We start from the raw sequence: 15,757 nt of genomic DNA, 5'->3' as shown, positions 1-15,757 counted from the left end.
GGCGGAAAAGAGGGACGACGGACCATGGCCAAGACCAAGGGCGACACCAAGGGCGGCGAACACGGCGGGGTCCTGGCCCGCTCGCCCAGCCACCTGCTGCACCGCGTCCTGCAACTGGCCCTCGACATCTATGCCGAGGAAAGCGGGTCGGGCGGCATCACCCAGCGCCAATACGCCGTCCTGGCCGCCGTGGCCGAGAACGAGGGCGTCACCCAGACCGGCCTGGTCCGGGCCACCGGCATCGACCGCTCCACCCTGGCCGACATGGTCGCCCGGATGATCACCAAGGGCCACCTGGAGCGCCAGCGCTCCGACCAGGACGCCCGCGCCAACACCGTCAGCCTGACCCCGGCCGGCGCCGCGGTGCTGGAGGAGAGCCGCCCCAAGGTGGCGATGGCCGACGCCCGCATTCTCGCCTTGCTCAAGCCCAGCAAGCGTGAGGGTTTCCTGGAGCTGCTGGCCGACATGGCCGTCTCCGACGTCCACGCCGAGCCCGAGGCCAAGGGCAAGAAGCCCAAGGCCGCCAAGGTGGAGAAAGCCGGCCATGGCAAGAAGGACAAGAAGCCCAAGAAGGAAAAGGCGGCCAAGAAGGCGGCCTGATCGGGAGGAAAGCCCCCTCAGTCGCTTCGCGACAGCTCCCCCAGAGGGGGAGCATCTTAGCGCTGACTAGATCCTCCCCCTCTGGGGGAGGTGGCCCGGAGGGCCGGAGGGGGCATGCGGAGGCGGCCTCAGGCGGAGACCCGCTGAGGGCTGGGGAGGCGGCGGAGCGTCCGGGCCATGCCCGGTGTAGGGTTTTGGAGAGTACCGTTTCGACACGTCACGGGCGCTCCGCGCGGCGCGTTTTCCAGAAGCCTTCGGGTCGCGGATTTTTAACCCGCTCCGATGGAGGCCCCCGGCGGGCGGAAGGTCGGCAAACCCTCCGGACCGCGCGGGCGATTTCAGCCCGCGCCTGGTGCGCTTCGCCGTTCGGCCCCGAAGGGGTGTTCCCGCCGTCCGGTCCGGACCGCCCGAGGCCCTATCCAGGACCCCCACGCTCCGCCGACCGACCCGAAGGGCCTTCGACGCCGGCCGGCGGACGCTTCCCGCTCGACCGCCCCCGCCGCACGTCGAGGTCGCCGGCCGGACGTCCTCCCCTGCGACAGGGCGAGGATGAGTATGGGGCCGGCCTGGAGGGGTGAGGATCAAATCGGGTCGAGAATTTTCAATGCATTGATTTTCTTAAGCTTTTCTTGCGACGCGCGAAGCATGGGGAGGGGTTCGCCCCGGCCGAGACCTCGAAAGGCCTAGGTGGCGCGGCGGCGAAGCCCTAAGGAACACCTCACGCCGAAAGGGCGGCTCGGCCCGCTGGATCTCCCCGGCGCGCGAGCGTCCCGGCAGGAGCCGCCATGGCCAAGGGTCAGAAGAAGTCCAACAAGGAAGTCCGCAAACCGAAGGCCGACAAGAAGACGGCCCCGGCCTCGGTGTCGCCGTTCATCGTCACGCCGGGCAAGAAGTAGGACCATTCCTCCGTCTCAAGGCGAGACGACCGCTGGCCGGGCGGGGCCGACCCAGGCGTCGAGCGCCGCCGCCAGGCCGTCCGCGCGCCCGTCGCCATCCACCCAGGCGACGTGGCCGTCCGGGCGGATGAGCACGGCGAGGGGGGACGGGACCTCGCCCAGCACCGGCAGCCGCCAGGGGCCGGCGTAGCGCGCCTCGACGTGCCGGAGGCGACCGGTCCAGGGCCCCAGGTCCGGGCGCGCCGCCAGGCCAAGGTCGAGCAGCACGGGGCGGGCCGGGTGCAGAAGCTCGTAGGTCCGGACCGGCCCGTCCGCGGTCGCCAAGTCGAGGTCGGGCATCCGGCGGCCGAGCAAGGGATGTCCCGGGCCAAGGTCGTAGCGGATGTCCAGGCCCGACATCATGCCGGCCAGCCAGGCGCGCGGCGCGTCCAACTTCAGGAGCTCGGCCATCACCTCGCGCAGGGCGGCCTTGCGGTCGTCGAGGCGGCCCAGCAGCGCCACCTGGGCCATGGTGTTGCGCAGGACGCGGGTGACGACGGGACGTCGCTCGCGCTCGTAGCTGTCGAGCAGGCTCTCGGGGGCGGTCTTCCGGACGACCTGGCCGAGCTTCCAGCCAAGATTGACCGCGTCCTGGACGCCCAGGTTCAGGCCCTGGCCGCCGGCGGGATAGTGGACGTGCGCCGCGTCCCCGGCCAGCAGCACCCGGCCCGCGCGATAGGCGGACGCCTGGCGGGCGGCGTCGTTGAAACGGGAGATCCAGGCCGGATCATGGACGCCGTAGTCCGTGCCGTAGACGGCGACCAGGGCCGACTTCAGGTCCTCCAGGCTGGGGTCGCCCGCCTGCCCCGACTGGGACTCGGTGACCAGGATGCCGACGCCGGAGCCGTCCGGCAGCGGGTTCAGCCCGTGCAGCCCCTGTGCGTCGTGGCGCATGCCCCATTCCGGCGTCTGGGCCAGCTTCGCCTCGGCGATGATGTGGCTGATCGTCGGCCCCGAGCCGGGGAAGGCGATGCCGGCGGCCTTGCGCACCAGGCTGCGCCCGCCGTCGCAGCCGACCAGATAGGCGCCGCGCAGGCGCGCGCCGTCGGACAGGACGACCTCCACGCCCGCGTCGTCCTGGTGGACTTGGGCTGCCGCCCGACCGCGCAGCACCGGCGCGCCCAGGTCCCCGACCCAGTCGGCGAGCAAGCGCTCGGTCGGCTGCTGGGCCAGGGCGAGGCCGTAGTTGTGACGGGTCGGGAAGTCGCTGATGTCCAGCGGCATCCAGGCGAAGCCGGCGACCTGGGCCTTGCGGCCGGCCGCGAGGAAACGGTCGACCACGCCCCGCTGGTCCAGGATCTCCAGCGTGCGCGCATGCAGGCCGCCGGCGCGACGGCCGAACAGATCCTGGTTCGGACGCCGCTCGATGACCACGGCGTCCACGCCGGCCAGGGCCAGTTCGGCGGCCAACATCAGTCCCGTCGGGCCGCCGCCGGCGATCAGTACGTCGTGCTGGATCATGTCGCCCTCCTGCTGCGATGAGGGCTCCACAAGCTGCGCATATTTCGGCGCGCGGCAATTCTTGAACGCGGTTTTTTCGCGCCCATCTCCAGAATGGCGGGAGAGGGATGCGAGCTCGCCGCGACACTTCCGCGACCGCTCGCCGCCCCCAAACGCAAACCGCCCGCCTCGCGTCGGCGAGGCGGGCGGCTGTGCGCCAAAATCAGCGAACGCTTAGGCGGGCTGGTGCACGCCGGCTTCGTTCAGCCATTCCAGGATCTTGGCCTTGGGCATGGCCCCGACCTTCATCGAGGCCATCTGGCCGCCGCGGAACAGCATCATGGTCGGGATGCCGCGCACGCCGTAGCGCGACGGGGTGGTGGGGCTGTCCTCGATATTGACCTTGGCCACGGTGACGTGGTCGGCCAGTTCCTCGGAGATCTGCTCCAGGGCCGGGGCGATCTGCTTGCACGGACCGCACCATTCGGCCCAGAAGTCGACCAGGACCGGCTTGTCGGCCTGCAGGACGTCCTTTTCGAAGGACTCGTCGGTCACCGTCACGGTGCTCATCGCTTGGCTCCATCTGCGCCCGGAAGATCGGGGCGCGCTAGAAAACTGTGGTGGCTGGGGATTCGCTTCCCCGTCTTGCGTCAAGATTTAGGGACCCGCGCCCCCCTCGGCAATGATCTAGAACAGCCGGGCCAGGGCGGCGGCCATCACCTTTTCTGGAACCGCCATGAGTTTGGGACCGTCCGTCCAGACGATCGCGGCCTCGATCGGGCGGTCGGGGAACACCTCGGCCAGCACCGCGGCATAGACCGCCATCTGCGACAGATAGGCCGGATCGGCGTGCTCGATGCGGTCGGGCGAGGGGCGGTTGGTCTTGTAGTCGACCACCAGGACGCGGTCCGGCGTGACCACCAGCCGGTCGACCCGGCCGGCGATCTTCAGCTCGGCGGGCAGGCCGCGCGCCCCGCCGGCCACCGAGACCTCGGCCCGCGAGCCGGGACCGAACACCGCCGCGAACCGCTCGTCCTCCAGCACCCCGAAGGCGGCGGCGGCCATCTCGTCGCGCTGGTCGTCGGTCAGGTCGCGCTCGGCGGCCAGCAGGCGTCCGGCGGCCGTCCTGCGGCCCTCGGGCTCGATATCTGGGAGAAGCTGCAGCAGCCGGTGGATGATCTCGCCGCGCCGGTAGCGGCCCAGGCCCGACACCGCCGCCAGGGGCGAAGGGGCGCTGCCCCGGGCCTCGTCCTCCAGGGTCGAGGGGGCGGCGTAGCGGGCGGCGGGCGTCTCGGGCGCGGCCGGGGCCAGGGTCCAGGCCGGCGTCGGGACCAGGGCGGGGACGGCGCGCGGAGCCAGGGCCTCGGCCCGCATCGGGTCGGGTCCGAAGCGTTTGCGGCCTTCCTCGCCGATCTCGCGTACGCCCGGTGCGATGTCGGGATGGGCGAAGGCGGCCTGGGCGGCGGCGTACCAGCCGCCGACGTTCTCGTCCTTGGTCCGCGCGTCGATCCGGCCACACAGCACCAGCCGGTCCCGCGCCCGGGTCAGGGCCACATAGTAGAGGCGCAGGGCCTCCTCGGCGTCCTTCTTCTCGCGCAGTTCCCGCGCCCGCGTCGAGGCCTCGCAGTCGTTGGCCTTGCTGGCGCACCACAGGAAGCCGCCCGCCTCGGTGCGCATCAGCGGCGAGCCGCGCGCCCCGCCCTTCATCGTGGTCTCGGGCAGGAAGACGATCGGCGCCTCCAGCCCCTTGGCGCCGTGGGCGGTCATCACCCGCACCTCGTGGCGCGCGCCCTCCATCTCGCGTTTCACGACGATGTCCAGGCTGGCGAAGTCGGCGACCAGGGCCTCCAGGTCGCGAACCCCCCGCTGCTCGGCGGCCAGGATCTGGGCCAGGAACTCGTCCAGGGCCTCGGCGGCCTCCTCGCCCAGGCGGGTCAGCACCTTGGCGCGGTTGGAGCGGGTGGTGTCGTCCACCCGGCCCAGCAGCAGGGCGTAGAACTCGAACGGCTGCCGGCGGCGGCTCTCGGCCACGGCCCAGCGCAGCAGGTCGCGCGCGGCGGACCACCTCGGCTGCTCGGCGGCGCGCGCGTTGACGGCCTGCCACAGGGTGCCTGGCCGGCCCTTGGCCAGGGCGTAAAGATGGTCGTCCGACAGGCCGCAGAACGGACTCTTGAGCAGGGCCGCCAGGGTCAGGTCGTCGTCGGGGAACAGGCAGAACCGGCCCAGGGCCAGCAGGTCGTCGAACACGATATGGGCCGACAGGCTCAGGCGGTCGGCGCCGGCCACGGGCACGCCGCGCCGCTTCAGGGCCCGCAGCACCTCCTCGAACAGCGCCTTGCGCCGGCGCACCAGCACCAGGACGTCGCCGGGGTGGGCCGGCCGCCACTGTCGGGTCTCCTTGTCGAACACCGCGTCGCCCCGGGCGATCAGCGCCTGGATCTCGGCGGCGATCTTCTCGGCCAGGCGACGGTTGGCGCCCTGCTCGCTCTCGGCGTCCAGCGGCGCGTCCCAGGCCTCGCGCTCCTCGCCGGGCAGCTCGCGCTCCAGCGGCCACAGGTCCACGCAGCCCTTGTGGTCGATCCGGAACGGCTGGTGGCGGACCACGTCCTCGCCGGCCGGGGCCGGCACGCCCGAGCGGGTCTCCGGCGCCGAGAACAGGGCGTCGACGAAGCTCAGCACCTCCACGGTCGAGCGGTACGAGGTGATCAGGGGTACGTGCTTGCCGATCCGTCCGACGTCGGTGATCTGGGCGATGTAGTTCTGCGTCTCGGCCAGCAGGCGCTGGGGATCTGCGCCCTGGAACGAATAGATCGACTGCTTCTCGTCGCCGACCACGAACAGGGTGCGGGCGTCCTCGCCCGGGTGCTGGGCCCGCCAGCGGACGGCGCTTTCGCCGGCGAAGAAGTCGGAGGTCAGGGCCCGCAGGATCGCCCACTGCTCGGGCGCGGTGTCCTGGGCCTCGTCCAGCAGGATGTGGTCGATGCCGCCGTCCAGCTTGTACAGCACCCAGGCCGCGTCGACCTTTTCGGTCAGCAGCACCCGGGTCTTGTCGATCAGGTCGGCGAAGTCCAGGGCGCCGCGGGCGTCCTTCTCGATCTGGTGCGAGGTGACGTAGAGCGCGGCCAGCCGCAGGGCGTCGGCGCTGTCCTCGGCCACCCGGGCAGCGCGCAGCCATTCGCGGGCCTCGGCCAGGCGCTCCTGCTCGGCCAGCAGCCGCGCGCGCAGGTCCTCCCGCGATTTCAGGCCGGAAGTCTTGGCCGGCCAGGTCATGGGCGTGCCGGCCCCCTTCTCGGTGAACAGCGCCGCCAGGGCCTGGTCGAGGTCGGCGTCGGGATCGCTCGCCACGGCCCGAAGCTGGCCGGCGCACTTGATGTCGGTCTTGGTGCCGCTCAGCAGCACGTCGGCGACCGAGCGCCAGAGGTCGCGGTCGATCTCGGCCATGGCCTCGGCCGTGACGGCCTCCACGCTGCTGGGACCATAGTGGAAACCGCAGACCTTCCAGACGTCCTCGACCGCGCCCTGCAGGCCACCGACCTGGTCCAGATACGCCCCGATCGCTCCGCGCTGGGCCTCGAACGCGGCGAACATCGCCTCGAAGCTGGCGAAGTCCAGGGCCACCGAGAACCGGGCGTAGGCCTGGGCGAAGGCGTCGTGGTGGTCGGTGACATAGGTCGCCACCTGCCGCAGGGCGCCCTGGGCGATGGCGGCGCTGGCGCTGTCGTCCATCACCTGGAAGCCGGGCGACACCCCGGCCTCCAGCGGAAACCGCCGCAGCAGCTTCTCGCAGAAGGCGTGGATGGTCTGGATCTTCAGGCCGCCCGGGGTCTCCAGCGCCTTGGCGAACAGGCCCCGGGCCTTGGACAGTTCGCGGTGGTCGAAGGCGGCCGGCTCGCGCCCCTCCAGGGCGCCCAGCTGCTCGCGCAGCCGGACGTCGGGGGTGACGCACCACTCGCCCAGCCGCTCGAACAGCCGCCGCTGCATCTCGGCGGCGGCGGCCTTGGTGTAGGTGACGCACAGGATCGCCTCCGGCGCGGCTCCGGCCAGCAGCAGGCGCGCGACCCGGTCGATCAGGGTCTTGGTCTTGCCCGACCCGGCGTTGGCGGTGACGAAGGCCGAGATCGCGGGATCGGCGGCGATGCGCTGGGGGTCGATCATGGAGGTCCTCCCCCCGTGGGGGAGGTGGCGCGAAGCGCCGGAGGGGGGAGTGGTCCCGCCTCGGCGATATCCCCCCACCGATCGCTTCGCGATCGCCTCCCCCACGGGGGGAGGGACTGTTGGGATCGGTCGGTCATTCGCCGCCCTCCCCGTCGTCGCCGCTGGTCGACCATTCGAATACCCGCGCGAGGTGTCCGTAGTCTCCCACGTGGTCATGCACGAACTGTGGAGCCACGCGCGACAGATACGGCTGCTTCGGGTTGTCGTAACGCTCGATCAGGTCTCGCAAACCCTGCAAAGCCTTGATCGCCGCCTCCTGGCTATCGACCCCGGCGGTGGCGCGGACCTCCTCGACGCCGGCCGGCTTGCGGCCCGTGACCCGCAGATAGGTCAGCTCGCCCGGCTCGCGCGGACCGATGTCGGGAAAGCCGCCCTCGCGCAGGATGGCGGCGGTCAGGGTCAGCTGGGGCGAGAAGCCGGTCTCGACCTGCTTCTTCGACGGCGCGGCGCCGGTCTTGTAGTCGAGGATGTGGGCCAGGCCGTCCGGGGTCGGCTCGATGCGGTCGGCCTTGGCGGTGACCGTGAACGGCCGTCCGCCGATGTCGAAGGTCAGTTCGCCGGCGGCCTCGACCACGATCCGCTCGGCCCCGGCCCGGCGGCGGGTCTCCAGCTCGGCGACCCACAGCGCTGCCTCGCGGGCCAGGGCGCGTTCGCGGGCCAGGGCGGCGGCGGGCATGCCGGCCTTCTTCAGTTCGCCCAGATAGAGGCCAGCGAAGATCTCGGCGGCGTTCTCCGGCACGGGGCCGGGATGCTCCAGCGAGAACGTTTCGAACGCCGCGTGGATCGCCGTGCCGCGCGCCCGGGCCTCGACCGGCTCGTCGGGGCGGTCCAGCGGATAGAGCTTGAGGATGTCGCGGGCCCAGACGGCGTAGGGGTCGCGGGTCAGGGCCTCGACCCGGGTCACGGCCATCTTGCGCGGCCGGTCGGCGACTGGCGGGGTGGGGGCGGGGCGCTTGATCGGCTCGTAGGGGCCCGGCGCGTCGAGGTCGCGGGCCCAGGCCAGCACGTCCGGGCGTTCGGTCAGATGCAGGCCGGCGCCGCGCGCCAGGGTCTTCAGCCGCCACAGCCAACGGCTCTCGACGGCCGGCGCCCCGCCGCGCCGCTCGCTGTGGACCAGGACCACGTCGGGGGCGCAGGCGGCCTGGGCGAAGTCGTGGGCGGTCAGGCCGATGCGGCGCTCGGGCGGCGGCAGGTCCAGCTTGGCGCGCATCGGCCGCGACAGGAACGGGTCGATCGGCGCGCCGCGCGGCCAGATCCCCTCCTCCAACCCGGCCAGGATCAGCCGGTCGGCCCGCACCATGCGCGCCTCGATAGCCCCGAAGATCCGCAGGCGTGGATGGGTGGCCCCGCCGGTGCGCAGGGTCTCCTCGTTGACCAGGCGGTCCAGCAGGTCGGCGAAGCCCTGGGCCGAGGCCGGCGGCAGGGCGAGGCCGTCGGTGATCAGCGACGACAGCAGGCCGGCCAGGCTCTCGCCGGCCGAGCCGGCCCACAGGTCGGTCGGATCGGCCAGGGCCTCCAGCGCCTCGACCAGGGCGCGGGCGGCGGCGGCCGGCTGGCCCGCCCTGGGATCGGCGATATAGGGCGCGGCGACGCGATGGGCCGCGGCCAGCCCGCGCTCGACCAGGGCCTTGGCCTCGGGGTGGTTCTTGAGCCGTTCCAGAAGCTGGCCGGCGTCGCGCGGGGCCGAGCCGCGCAGGCCGTGGCGCTCCAGGTCGCGCGCGGCCGGGGCGTCGGCCCGCAGCAGCGGGTGCTTGGCCACGGCCAGCAGGCGGACGGGGTCCAGCGGATCCACGGCCAGGCCGGCGACGTGCTGGGCCAGGATCGCCGCGGCGCTGGCGGCCAGGGGCGCGCCGGCCGAGCTGTCGGGGACCACGCCCCAGCGCATCAGCCGGGCGCTGACTCGCCGGGCCAACTCCTGGTCGGGCGTGACCAGGGCGGCGGTCAGGCCGGGGGTCTCCAGGGCCTCGCGCAACAGCAGGGCGCAGGCGACGGCGGCCTCCTCCTCGGTGCGGGCGCTGACCAGGGACAGGCCTTTCAGCCCTTCCTCGATCGGGTCCAGGCCCGGCGCCTCGGCCCGCAGGCGGTCGATCTGGGCCAGCCAGTCGGCGGTGGCCTCGGCCGGGCGCAGGGCCTCGTTGATCAGCCGCCGCCGCCAGCGGCCCCGGCTGTCGGCCTCGGGCCACCAGGGGCGGACGTCGTCGCGGGTCGCGCCCGCCCCGACCAGCAGGCGCTTCATCGCCCCCTGCGGATGCTGTTCGCCCGCCAGGCCGTCGACCTTGTCCCAGGCGTCCTCGGCCAGGCCGTCGTCCAGGCCGGGCAGCACGACCGCGCCCTGCGGCAGGCCGGCGATCACCCGCAGCAGGCGGGCGGTGGCCGGGGCCGTGCCGGTCGAGCCGGCGGCGACCAACACGCCTTGCGGCGGGCTCTGTTCCCACTGGTCCGACAGCGCGTTGAGCAGCCGCACCCGCCGGTCGCTGACGTCGATCAGCCCCATCTCGTCCAGTCGCCTCGGCCAGGCGGTCAGAACCGCCTTCAGGAACCGCGCCGAGACTTGCCAGTGCTGGGCCAGGTCGCCCTCGGCCAGGCCGTCCAGCCGGCCGTCGTCGGTGACCACCTCCTCGATCTGGCAGCTGTCGAGGAAGTCGGCCAGGGCCTTGGCCATTTCCAGGGCCTGGCCCGCCTGAGGCTGGAACGACAGCAGGTGGGCGTGGTCGGCCACCAGCCGGGCCAGCTCGAACCGGCGGCGGCGCGAGGAGACGGCCGGAGCCAGGTCCAGGCTCAGGTCGCCGGGCTCGAACGGCGGCTCGCCCTCGTCCAGGTCGCCCAGCGGCCGGATCTGCGGCAGCAGCAGGGCCTTGCCGCCGCCGGCGGCCACAAAGGCGTCGGCCAGAGCGCGGGCTCCGCGTCGGGTGGGGGTCAGGACGGTGGCGGCGGGCAGGGCCTCGGGCCCCAGCGGCGCCAGGGCCTGCAGCAGCCCGCGCGCCAGGTCCTCGACGAAGGGCCGGTGGGCGGGGATCGAGAACCAGCGCGGCCCCGGATGGTCGAAGGGGCCGGCCATGGCTAGGTCGACCCCGTCGGGCCGCGGCCGGCCAGCCGCGCCTGGGCCGCGTCGCGCGCCTGGGGATCGCCGACGTGCATCCAGACGCCGGCCGGGGCGACCCCGTGCACGCGGCGGTCGGCGGCCAGGGCCTTCCAGATCGGGGTCAGCGAGAACGGCCCGTCGGGACCACCGGCCACCACCTGGGGCTTGCAGATGTGGACGCCGACATAGACCAGCGGCGCGGTCTCGCCAGGATCCTTGAACCGCACGACCCCGTCCTCGGCCAGGAAGACGTCGCCGCTGTCGTGGAAGCCCAGGGAGTCGGCCGTCGAGGCCAGCATCAGGCAGACGTCCATCCGGGTGGGATCCCAGGCCCGGGCCACCGCCTCGATGGCCGAGGCGTCCTCGATCCAGATCGAGTCGATATTGGCCACCCAGATCGGGTCGTCGCCCAGCAGCGGCAGGGCGTGCTTGACGCCGCCGCCGGTCTCCAGGGCCTGGGGCCGCTCGTCGGAGATGACGATGTGCGGCAGGGGATGGGTCGCGGCGCGCCGGACCAGGTGTTGCTCCAGCCGATCGGCGAAGTAGTGGACATTGACCACGGCCGTCTCGACCCCGGCGGCGGCCAGGCGGTCCAGCATGTGGTCGATCAGCGCCTTGCCGCCGACCTCGACCAGGGCCTTGGGCCGGTCGTCGGTCAGGGGGCGCATGCGGGTGCCGAGGCCCGCGGCCAGGACCATGGCGACCTTGGGCGCTTGGTTGAGGGGCGCGCTCATCGGCGGAACTCCGAGGGCACATGCTGGTCGAACCAGGCCTTCAGTCCCGCCATCGCCGGATCCTGGAGATTGCGCTCCAGATAGCGCCAGGTGCGCGGCATGTAGGCCTCGTACTGCGGTCGGCCCAGCAGCGTCTGGCGGGCGAACACCCGGCCCAGGATCCGGGCGGCGTTGGAGGCGGCCAGGGCCCGGTAGTCGGCGACGAAGGCGGCGCGGTCCACCTGGGGCCGGGCGGCCAGGTAGCGGTCGAGCATGGCCTGCTCAAGCTCTGGCGACACGTCGCGGCGGGCGTCCTGCAGCAGGTGGGTCAGGTCCCAGGCCGGGTGAGCGCGCAGGGCGTCCTGGAAATCCAGCAGGCCCACGCGGGCCACGCCCTGGCGGTCGGGCAGCCACAGCAGGTTCTGGGCGTGGAAATCGCGATGGGTGAACACCGAGGCGCCGGCCTCGCCGCGCACCCAGACCGGAGCCCACAGGGCGTCCCACTCGGCCACGGCCTCGGCGCCGAAGGCCGGCAGCCCCGAGAACTTCGGCCACCATTCCAGGAACGTGTCGGTGGCGATCTTCAGGGCCAGGGCGTCGTAGGTCAGCAGCGGCCAGGCCACGCCGCCCTCCGCCGTCAAGACGTCAGGCGGGGTTTCGGCGTGCAGCGCGACCTGGACGTCGACGGCGGTCTCGTACAGCGGAACCTCGTCCTGGCCGTCGGCGATCAGGGTGGCGTAGAGGCCGTCGCCCAGGTCCTCCAGCACCGCCAGCCCGGCCCCGACGTCGTGGGCCAGGATGGCGGGGGCCGACAGGCCGCGCCCGCGCAGATAGGCGGCCGTGGCCACGAAGGCGGCGACCGAGCCGGCGGCCAGGCGGGCGGCGGCGTTGTAGCCCAGGGCCACGCGCTCGGCGTCGCTGGCGCCGGGCGGGCAGACCACGCTCTCCAGGGCCGGCGGCTGGTCCATGAAGATGAAGCTCGCGCCGTCTCGATAGAGGCGCTCGTAGCCGCGGGTCGAGGCGTCGCCGCCCAGCGGCTCGCGACGGGCGTCGCCAAAGCCGTGCGTCGCCAGGAAGGCCGCCTTGAGGGGTTCGCGATCAGAGCTCAAGCGGGCGTCCTTCGAAGGTTCCGTGGGCCACGATCACGGCGCGGCGCGCCTGGCCGTCGTCGCCCATGGGGGTGATGTCTATAGCGAGTCGGTCGGCAGGCAGGCGGCCTTGCAAGCGCTGCGGCCATTCGATCAGGGCCGCCCCGTCCTCCAGCGCCTCCTCCAGCCCGATCTCGTAGGCCTCGTCGGGGTCGGTCAGGCGGTAGAGGTCGAAATGGGCGACCGGGAAGTCGGGGCCGTCATAGAACTGCACCAGGGTGAAGGTCGGGCTGGGGACTTCCTCGTCCGGCGAGGTCAGGGCGCGGACCAGGGCGCGGGCCAGGGTCGACTTGCCCGCGCCGAGGGGGCCGGTCAGGCAGACGGCGTCGCCGGGCCGCAGGGCGGCGGCCAGCCTTGCGCCCAGGGCCTGGGTGGCGGCCTCGTCGGGCAGGTCGATCTGGATCATCGCAGCACCGCGTCGGGGTTGGTGGGCAGCACCCGCTCGACGAAGTGCTTGAGCGCGCCGGTCGCCATGGCCGCATCGGGGTCCAGCGCCTCGGCCGCGATCGGCCGGCCGACGATCAGCGAGAAGCGACGCCCGCGCTTGTTGAGCATCTCGTGGAACAGGGTGATGTCGCGCAGCTCCTGGAAGCGGCCGTCAAACAGGTGGAACAGGGTCGACCATGGGCCGGTCAGGTGCAGGGGCACGATCGGCGCGCCGCTCCAGCGGGCGATCGACACGGCCGAGGTCTGCCAGGGCTTGTCCGTGAGCCGACCCTGAACCTTGGTCGCCAAACGCCCGGCGGGGAAGATCGCCAGGGGACGCTCGGCCTTGAGCGCCGCGCGGGTGCGTTCCAGCACGCCGCGAGTGTGGGCCAGGGTGCGCTTGGCCTGCACCCACTCGACCGGGATCAGCGCCTCGCCCAGGCGGGGACAGACCCGCGTGGCGTCGGCGTTGGCGTAGAACAGGATGTCGGGCCGCCGGGCCTTCAGGGCGTCATAGACCGCCACCCCGTCGGCGACGCCCGTCGGATGGTTGCAGACCAGCAGGGCCGCGCCGGCGGCGGGCAGGTTGTCCAGGCCCTGGACCGCGACCTCGAGGCTCAGCAGGCCGGACACGTAGTCCAGCGCCTCGCGGCCGCCCATGGCGGCGACGGCCTCGGCCAGGGCGCGGGCCTTGCCGTAGCTGAGCAGGGCGTGCAGCGGCCCGCGCGCCAGGGGCCAGGCCGGCGAGCCGCACAGCTTCGGCGCCCGTTCGGCGATCAGGGTGTCGATGATGTCGGGGCGCGCCGGTTCGAGGGCCTGCGTCGAGGTCATCCGCCGAGTCTAGAGAAGCCGCCGCGAGGTTCCAAGGCGAAGGCTGGAAATTTGACGCGGAGCCCGTGCTGTCCGACCTTGGTGGTGGGCATTCGGGAGCGCTTCATGAAAAACCTCGGCCGCTGGCTGATCCTCGCCGCCTCGATCGTCGCCGTCGGCGCGGGGATCTGGGCCTATTGGAACTTCGAGCTGCGCTGGCGGCCCAAGACCATCACCAAGAATCAGGCCGAGATCGCGCGCATTCTCGAGAGTTCGGGCTGGGTGTCGCCGGGCCTGTCCGGGTCTCGGCTCTACATGGTCAGCTTCCGCACCTGCCCCGACTGCGTGCGGTTCAAGAAGGAGGAGTATCCGGGCCTGCACAAGGCCGGGGTCGACACCCGGCTGATCGAGATCGCCCGCGCCGACCGCAACGGCGTGCCGAAATCCACGCCGGTCGAGCGGGCGACCGTGGCCGAGCTGTGGGTCAACCGCGATTGGGCGCTGTCGGAGCGCTGGGACGCCACGCCGGTCGAAGCCTGGAAGGCGACGGGTATCGCCCCAGCCGACGGCGACATGGCCCGCACCGCCGTGATCGAGGCCGGCCGCAAGACCGTCGAGGACCTGCGGCCGCTGCTCAAGGCCAACGGCGTGAACTTCGCCTATCCGCTGCTGGTCTGGTGGACCAAGGACGGCAAGATGAAGGCCTGCGCCTGCGAGCGGCGCGAGACGTATCGGTTCGTGCGGAAGGATCTGGGGGTTTAGGAAACCCAACGCGAGTTGTCATCCCGGAAGCCTCGCAGAGGCTGTCCGGGACCCAGGGGACTGGGCGAAGGCGGTGCGGTTCACCTGGGTCCCGGACAAGCGCTGCGCGCTTTCCGGGATGACAACGGCGGGGTTGGGATTGATCGCGAATTCTAGACCGGCCGGTTGCTGATCTCGTTCTTGCGGGCACGGCGGGTCTTGGTCCCGTGCTGACTGTCCAACTGGCCATTGCGGGGCTCGTCGCCGGCGTCGATGTTCAGGTTGTCGTCGGCGTCGTAGAGCGCCGCCGTCTCGCCTTCGGGGGCGAGGTCCGAGGGAATCGTGCGGTCTTCGGGCTGGGCCATGTCGGTCTCCTCTGACGTTGCGGGAAACAGAACGACTTCGCCTCCAGCCACGTTTCATGGCCGGTTTCCCGACGCTCGCGGACCTGTGGGGACTTCCCCCATCGCCCTCGCCGCGCTAACCCGCGTGGCGATGCCCACATCCGTCCGCACCGCCTACCGAGAGCGCCTGGCCCAGGGCGAGATCAAGCCCGACGTCGCCCAGGCCGCCGCGGTCGACGCCCTGTCGCGGCTGGAGGCCGACCTCGACAACGCCGGCGAGCCGGGCTTCACGTTGTTCGGGCGCAAGCCCAAGGGCCAGAAGGGCGTCTACCTCTGGGGGCCGGTCGGGCGTGGCAAGTCCATGCTGATGGACCTGTTCTTCGACAGCGCCCCGGTCAGCCGCAAGCGCCGCGTGCACTTCCACGTGTTCATGGCCGAGGTGCACGAGCACATAAACGCCTGGCGCAAGGGCGACGCGGGCGAGCGCAAGGCCCGCTTCGGCCAGCACAAGGGCGACGACCCGATCGTCCCGACCGCCGACCTGATCGCCGCCGACGCCCGCCTGCTGTGCTTCGACGAGCTGCAGGTCACCGACATCGCCGACGCGATGATCCTGGGCCGGCTGTTCGAAGCCCTGTTCGCGCAAGGGGTCACCCTGGTGGCCACCTCCAACCGACCGCCCGACGACCTCTACAAGGACGGTCTCAACCGCCAGCTCTTCACGCCGTTCATCGAGATGCTGAAGGAGAAGCTGGACGTGGTGGCGGTGCGCGGGCCGGTGGATTTCCGGCTGGACCGCCTGCGCGCCGCCCGCACCTGGCTGGCGCCCGACGACAAGACCAACGCCGCCGAGTTCGACCGCCTGTGGACCGACATGCTGGACGGGGCCGAGGAGACCGGCGTCACGCTGGAAGTCCTGGGGCGCAAGATGCGCTTCCCCCGCGCCGCCGGCGGCCTGCTGCGCGCCTCGTTCGCCAGCCTGTGCCAGCAGGCCCTGGGGCCTCAGGACTATCTGGCGATCGCCGAGCGCTTCCACACCCTGTTCCTCGAGGACGTGCCGCTGCTGACCCCCGAGCGGCGCGACGCGGCCAAGCGCTTCAACACCCTGGTCGACGCCCTCTACGAGGCCGACGCCAAGCTGGTGGCCCTGGCCCATGGCGAGCCCGAGGCGCTGTACCCGGCCGGCGACGGGTCGTTCGAGTTCGAGCGCACCGTGTCGCGCCTGCAGGAGATGCGCTCGGCCGACTATGTGGCCCGGGTGCGGGATTAGAAAGCGTTGGACGCTCCCGGGCCGAAAACCTCG

Annotated in this window: 13 protein-coding genes; 4 read left to right on the top strand and 9 right to left on the bottom strand. The window is 72.3% G+C overall.

Going from position 1 to position 15,757, the window contains the following annotated elements; all coding sequences use genetic code 11:
• Window positions 1–24 precede the first annotated feature (24 nt).
• Together ACSQ2G_RS07505 and ACSQ2G_RS07500 are read left to right on the top strand one after the other, a co-directional pair.
• Window positions 25–600, top strand: coding sequence for a MarR family winged helix-turn-helix transcriptional regulator (locus ACSQ2G_RS07505; RefSeq protein WP_436029620.1), 576 nt, complete (start codon window positions 25–27; stop codon window positions 598–600).
• A 785-nt stretch (window positions 601–1,385) separates the two neighbouring features.
• Window positions 1,386–1,496 carry a hypothetical protein gene (locus ACSQ2G_RS07500; RefSeq protein ID WP_018061233.1) on the top strand — a complete coding sequence of 37 codons (111 nt, stop codon included), beginning with the start codon at window positions 1,386–1,388 and terminating at the stop codon, window positions 1,494–1,496.
• A 15-nt stretch (window positions 1,497–1,511) separates the two neighbouring features.
• Here the strand turns inward: ACSQ2G_RS07500 and ACSQ2G_RS07495 are convergent, their stop codons facing one another.
• From ACSQ2G_RS07495 to ACSQ2G_RS07460, 8 genes are all read right to left on the bottom strand, one after another.
• The gene (locus tag ACSQ2G_RS07495) at window positions 1,512–2,996 is read right to left on the bottom strand and encodes an FAD-dependent monooxygenase (protein ID WP_436029617.1); all 1,485 of its coding nucleotides are present in this window, start codon (window positions 2,994–2,996) and stop codon (window positions 1,512–1,514) included.
• A 213-nt stretch (window positions 2,997–3,209) separates the two neighbouring features.
• Window positions 3,210–3,545 (bottom strand): thioredoxin, encoded by a 336-nt coding sequence (trxA, locus tag ACSQ2G_RS07490; protein ID WP_018061274.1) that lies wholly within the window; start codon window positions 3,543–3,545, stop codon window positions 3,210–3,212.
• Between the two features lie 117 nt (window positions 3,546–3,662).
• Window positions 3,663–7,130, bottom strand: a complete 3,468-nt coding sequence (addA, locus tag ACSQ2G_RS07485; protein WP_436029615.1) for a double-strand break repair helicase AddA — start codon at window positions 7,128–7,130, stop codon at window positions 3,663–3,665.
• A 133-nt stretch (window positions 7,131–7,263) separates the two neighbouring features.
• Entirely contained in the window at window positions 7,264–10,248 is a 2,985-nt protein-coding gene (gene addB / locus ACSQ2G_RS07480) for a double-strand break repair protein AddB (RefSeq protein ID WP_436029613.1), read from the bottom strand.
• 2 nt (window positions 10,249–10,250) lie between these two features.
• Window positions 10,251–11,006 carry an N-acetylmuramate alpha-1-phosphate uridylyltransferase MurU gene (gene murU / locus ACSQ2G_RS07475; RefSeq protein ID WP_436029611.1) on the bottom strand — a complete coding sequence of 252 codons (756 nt, stop codon included), beginning with the start codon at window positions 11,004–11,006 and terminating at the stop codon, window positions 10,251–10,253.
• A complete protein-coding gene (gene amgK, locus ACSQ2G_RS07470) occupies window positions 11,003–12,094 on the bottom strand; it encodes an N-acetylmuramate/N-acetylglucosamine kinase AmgK (protein ID WP_436029609.1) in 1,092 nt (363 codons plus the stop codon). The genes murU and amgK overlap by 4 nt, the downstream gene beginning before the upstream one ends.
• Complete coding sequence (tsaE, locus tag ACSQ2G_RS07465) at window positions 12,084–12,539, bottom strand: tRNA (adenosine(37)-N6)-threonylcarbamoyltransferase complex ATPase subunit type 1 TsaE (RefSeq protein WP_436029607.1); 456 nt, start codon at window positions 12,537–12,539, stop codon at window positions 12,084–12,086. The genes amgK and tsaE overlap by 11 nt, the downstream gene beginning before the upstream one ends.
• Window positions 12,536–13,390 carry a 1-acyl-sn-glycerol-3-phosphate acyltransferase gene (locus ACSQ2G_RS07460; protein ID WP_436029605.1) on the bottom strand — a complete coding sequence of 285 codons (855 nt, stop codon included), beginning with the start codon at window positions 13,388–13,390 and terminating at the stop codon, window positions 12,536–12,538. Before ACSQ2G_RS07460 ends, tsaE begins: the two co-directional genes overlap by 4 nt.
• 105 nt (window positions 13,391–13,495) lie before the next feature.
• On the opposite strand from ACSQ2G_RS07460, the gene ACSQ2G_RS07455 reads away from it, so the two are divergent.
• A complete protein-coding gene (locus ACSQ2G_RS07455) occupies window positions 13,496–14,131 on the top strand; it encodes a hypothetical protein (RefSeq protein WP_436029604.1) in 636 nt (211 codons plus the stop codon).
• Between the two features lie 152 nt (window positions 14,132–14,283).
• Here the strand turns inward: ACSQ2G_RS07455 and ACSQ2G_RS07450 are convergent, their stop codons facing one another.
• Window positions 14,284–14,475, bottom strand: coding sequence for a hypothetical protein (locus ACSQ2G_RS07450; protein ID WP_436029602.1), 192 nt, complete (start codon window positions 14,473–14,475; stop codon window positions 14,284–14,286).
• 130 nt (window positions 14,476–14,605) lie between these two features.
• Between ACSQ2G_RS07450 and zapE the strand changes: the two genes are divergently transcribed.
• Window positions 14,606–15,724 (top strand): cell division protein ZapE, encoded by a 1,119-nt coding sequence (zapE, locus tag ACSQ2G_RS07445; RefSeq protein WP_436029600.1) that lies wholly within the window; start codon window positions 14,606–14,608, stop codon window positions 15,722–15,724.
• Window positions 15,725–15,757 lie beyond the last annotated feature (33 nt).

It is taken from the genome of Caulobacter sp. LjRoot300, assembly GCF_964253875.1.
GTDB lineage: Bacteria > Pseudomonadota > Alphaproteobacteria > Caulobacterales > Caulobacteraceae > Caulobacter.
This window is presented reverse-complemented; position numbering and strand designations above follow the sequence as displayed.

Bases quoted from the DNA above. Each gene is read 5' to 3' on its own strand.
- addB (WP_436029613.1), bottom strand. From the start codon at position 10,248: ATGGCCGGCCCCTTCGACCATCCGGGGCCGCGCTGGTTCTCGATCCCC.
- tsaE (WP_436029607.1), bottom strand. From the start codon at position 12,539: ATGATCCAGATCGACCTGCCCGACGAGGCCGCCACCCAGGCCCTGGGC.
- murU (WP_436029611.1), bottom strand. From the start codon at position 11,006: ATGAGCGCGCCCCTCAACCAAGCGCCCAAGGTCGCCATGGTCCTGGCC.
- ACSQ2G_RS07455 (WP_436029604.1), top strand. From the start codon at position 13,496: ATGAAAAACCTCGGCCGCTGGCTGATCCTCGCCGCCTCGATCGTCGCC.
- zapE (WP_436029600.1), top strand. From the start codon at position 14,606: ATGCCCACATCCGTCCGCACCGCCTACCGAGAGCGCCTGGCCCAGGGC.
- ACSQ2G_RS07500 (WP_018061233.1), top strand. From the start codon at position 1,386: ATGGCCAAGGGTCAGAAGAAGTCCAACAAGGAAGTCCGCAAACCGAAG.
- trxA (WP_018061274.1), bottom strand. From the start codon at position 3,545: ATGAGCACCGTGACGGTGACCGACGAGTCCTTCGAAAAGGACGTCCTG.
- ACSQ2G_RS07450 (WP_436029602.1), bottom strand. From the start codon at position 14,475: ATGGCCCAGCCCGAAGACCGCACGATTCCCTCGGACCTCGCCCCCGAA.
- ACSQ2G_RS07495 (WP_436029617.1), bottom strand. From the start codon at position 2,996: ATGATCCAGCACGACGTACTGATCGCCGGCGGCGGCCCGACGGGACTG.
- addA (WP_436029615.1), bottom strand. From the start codon at position 7,130: ATGATCGACCCCCAGCGCATCGCCGCCGATCCCGCGATCTCGGCCTTC.
- ACSQ2G_RS07460 (WP_436029605.1), bottom strand. From the start codon at position 13,390: ATGACCTCGACGCAGGCCCTCGAACCGGCGCGCCCCGACATCATCGAC.
- ACSQ2G_RS07505 (WP_436029620.1), top strand. From the start codon at position 25: ATGGCCAAGACCAAGGGCGACACCAAGGGCGGCGAACACGGCGGGGTC.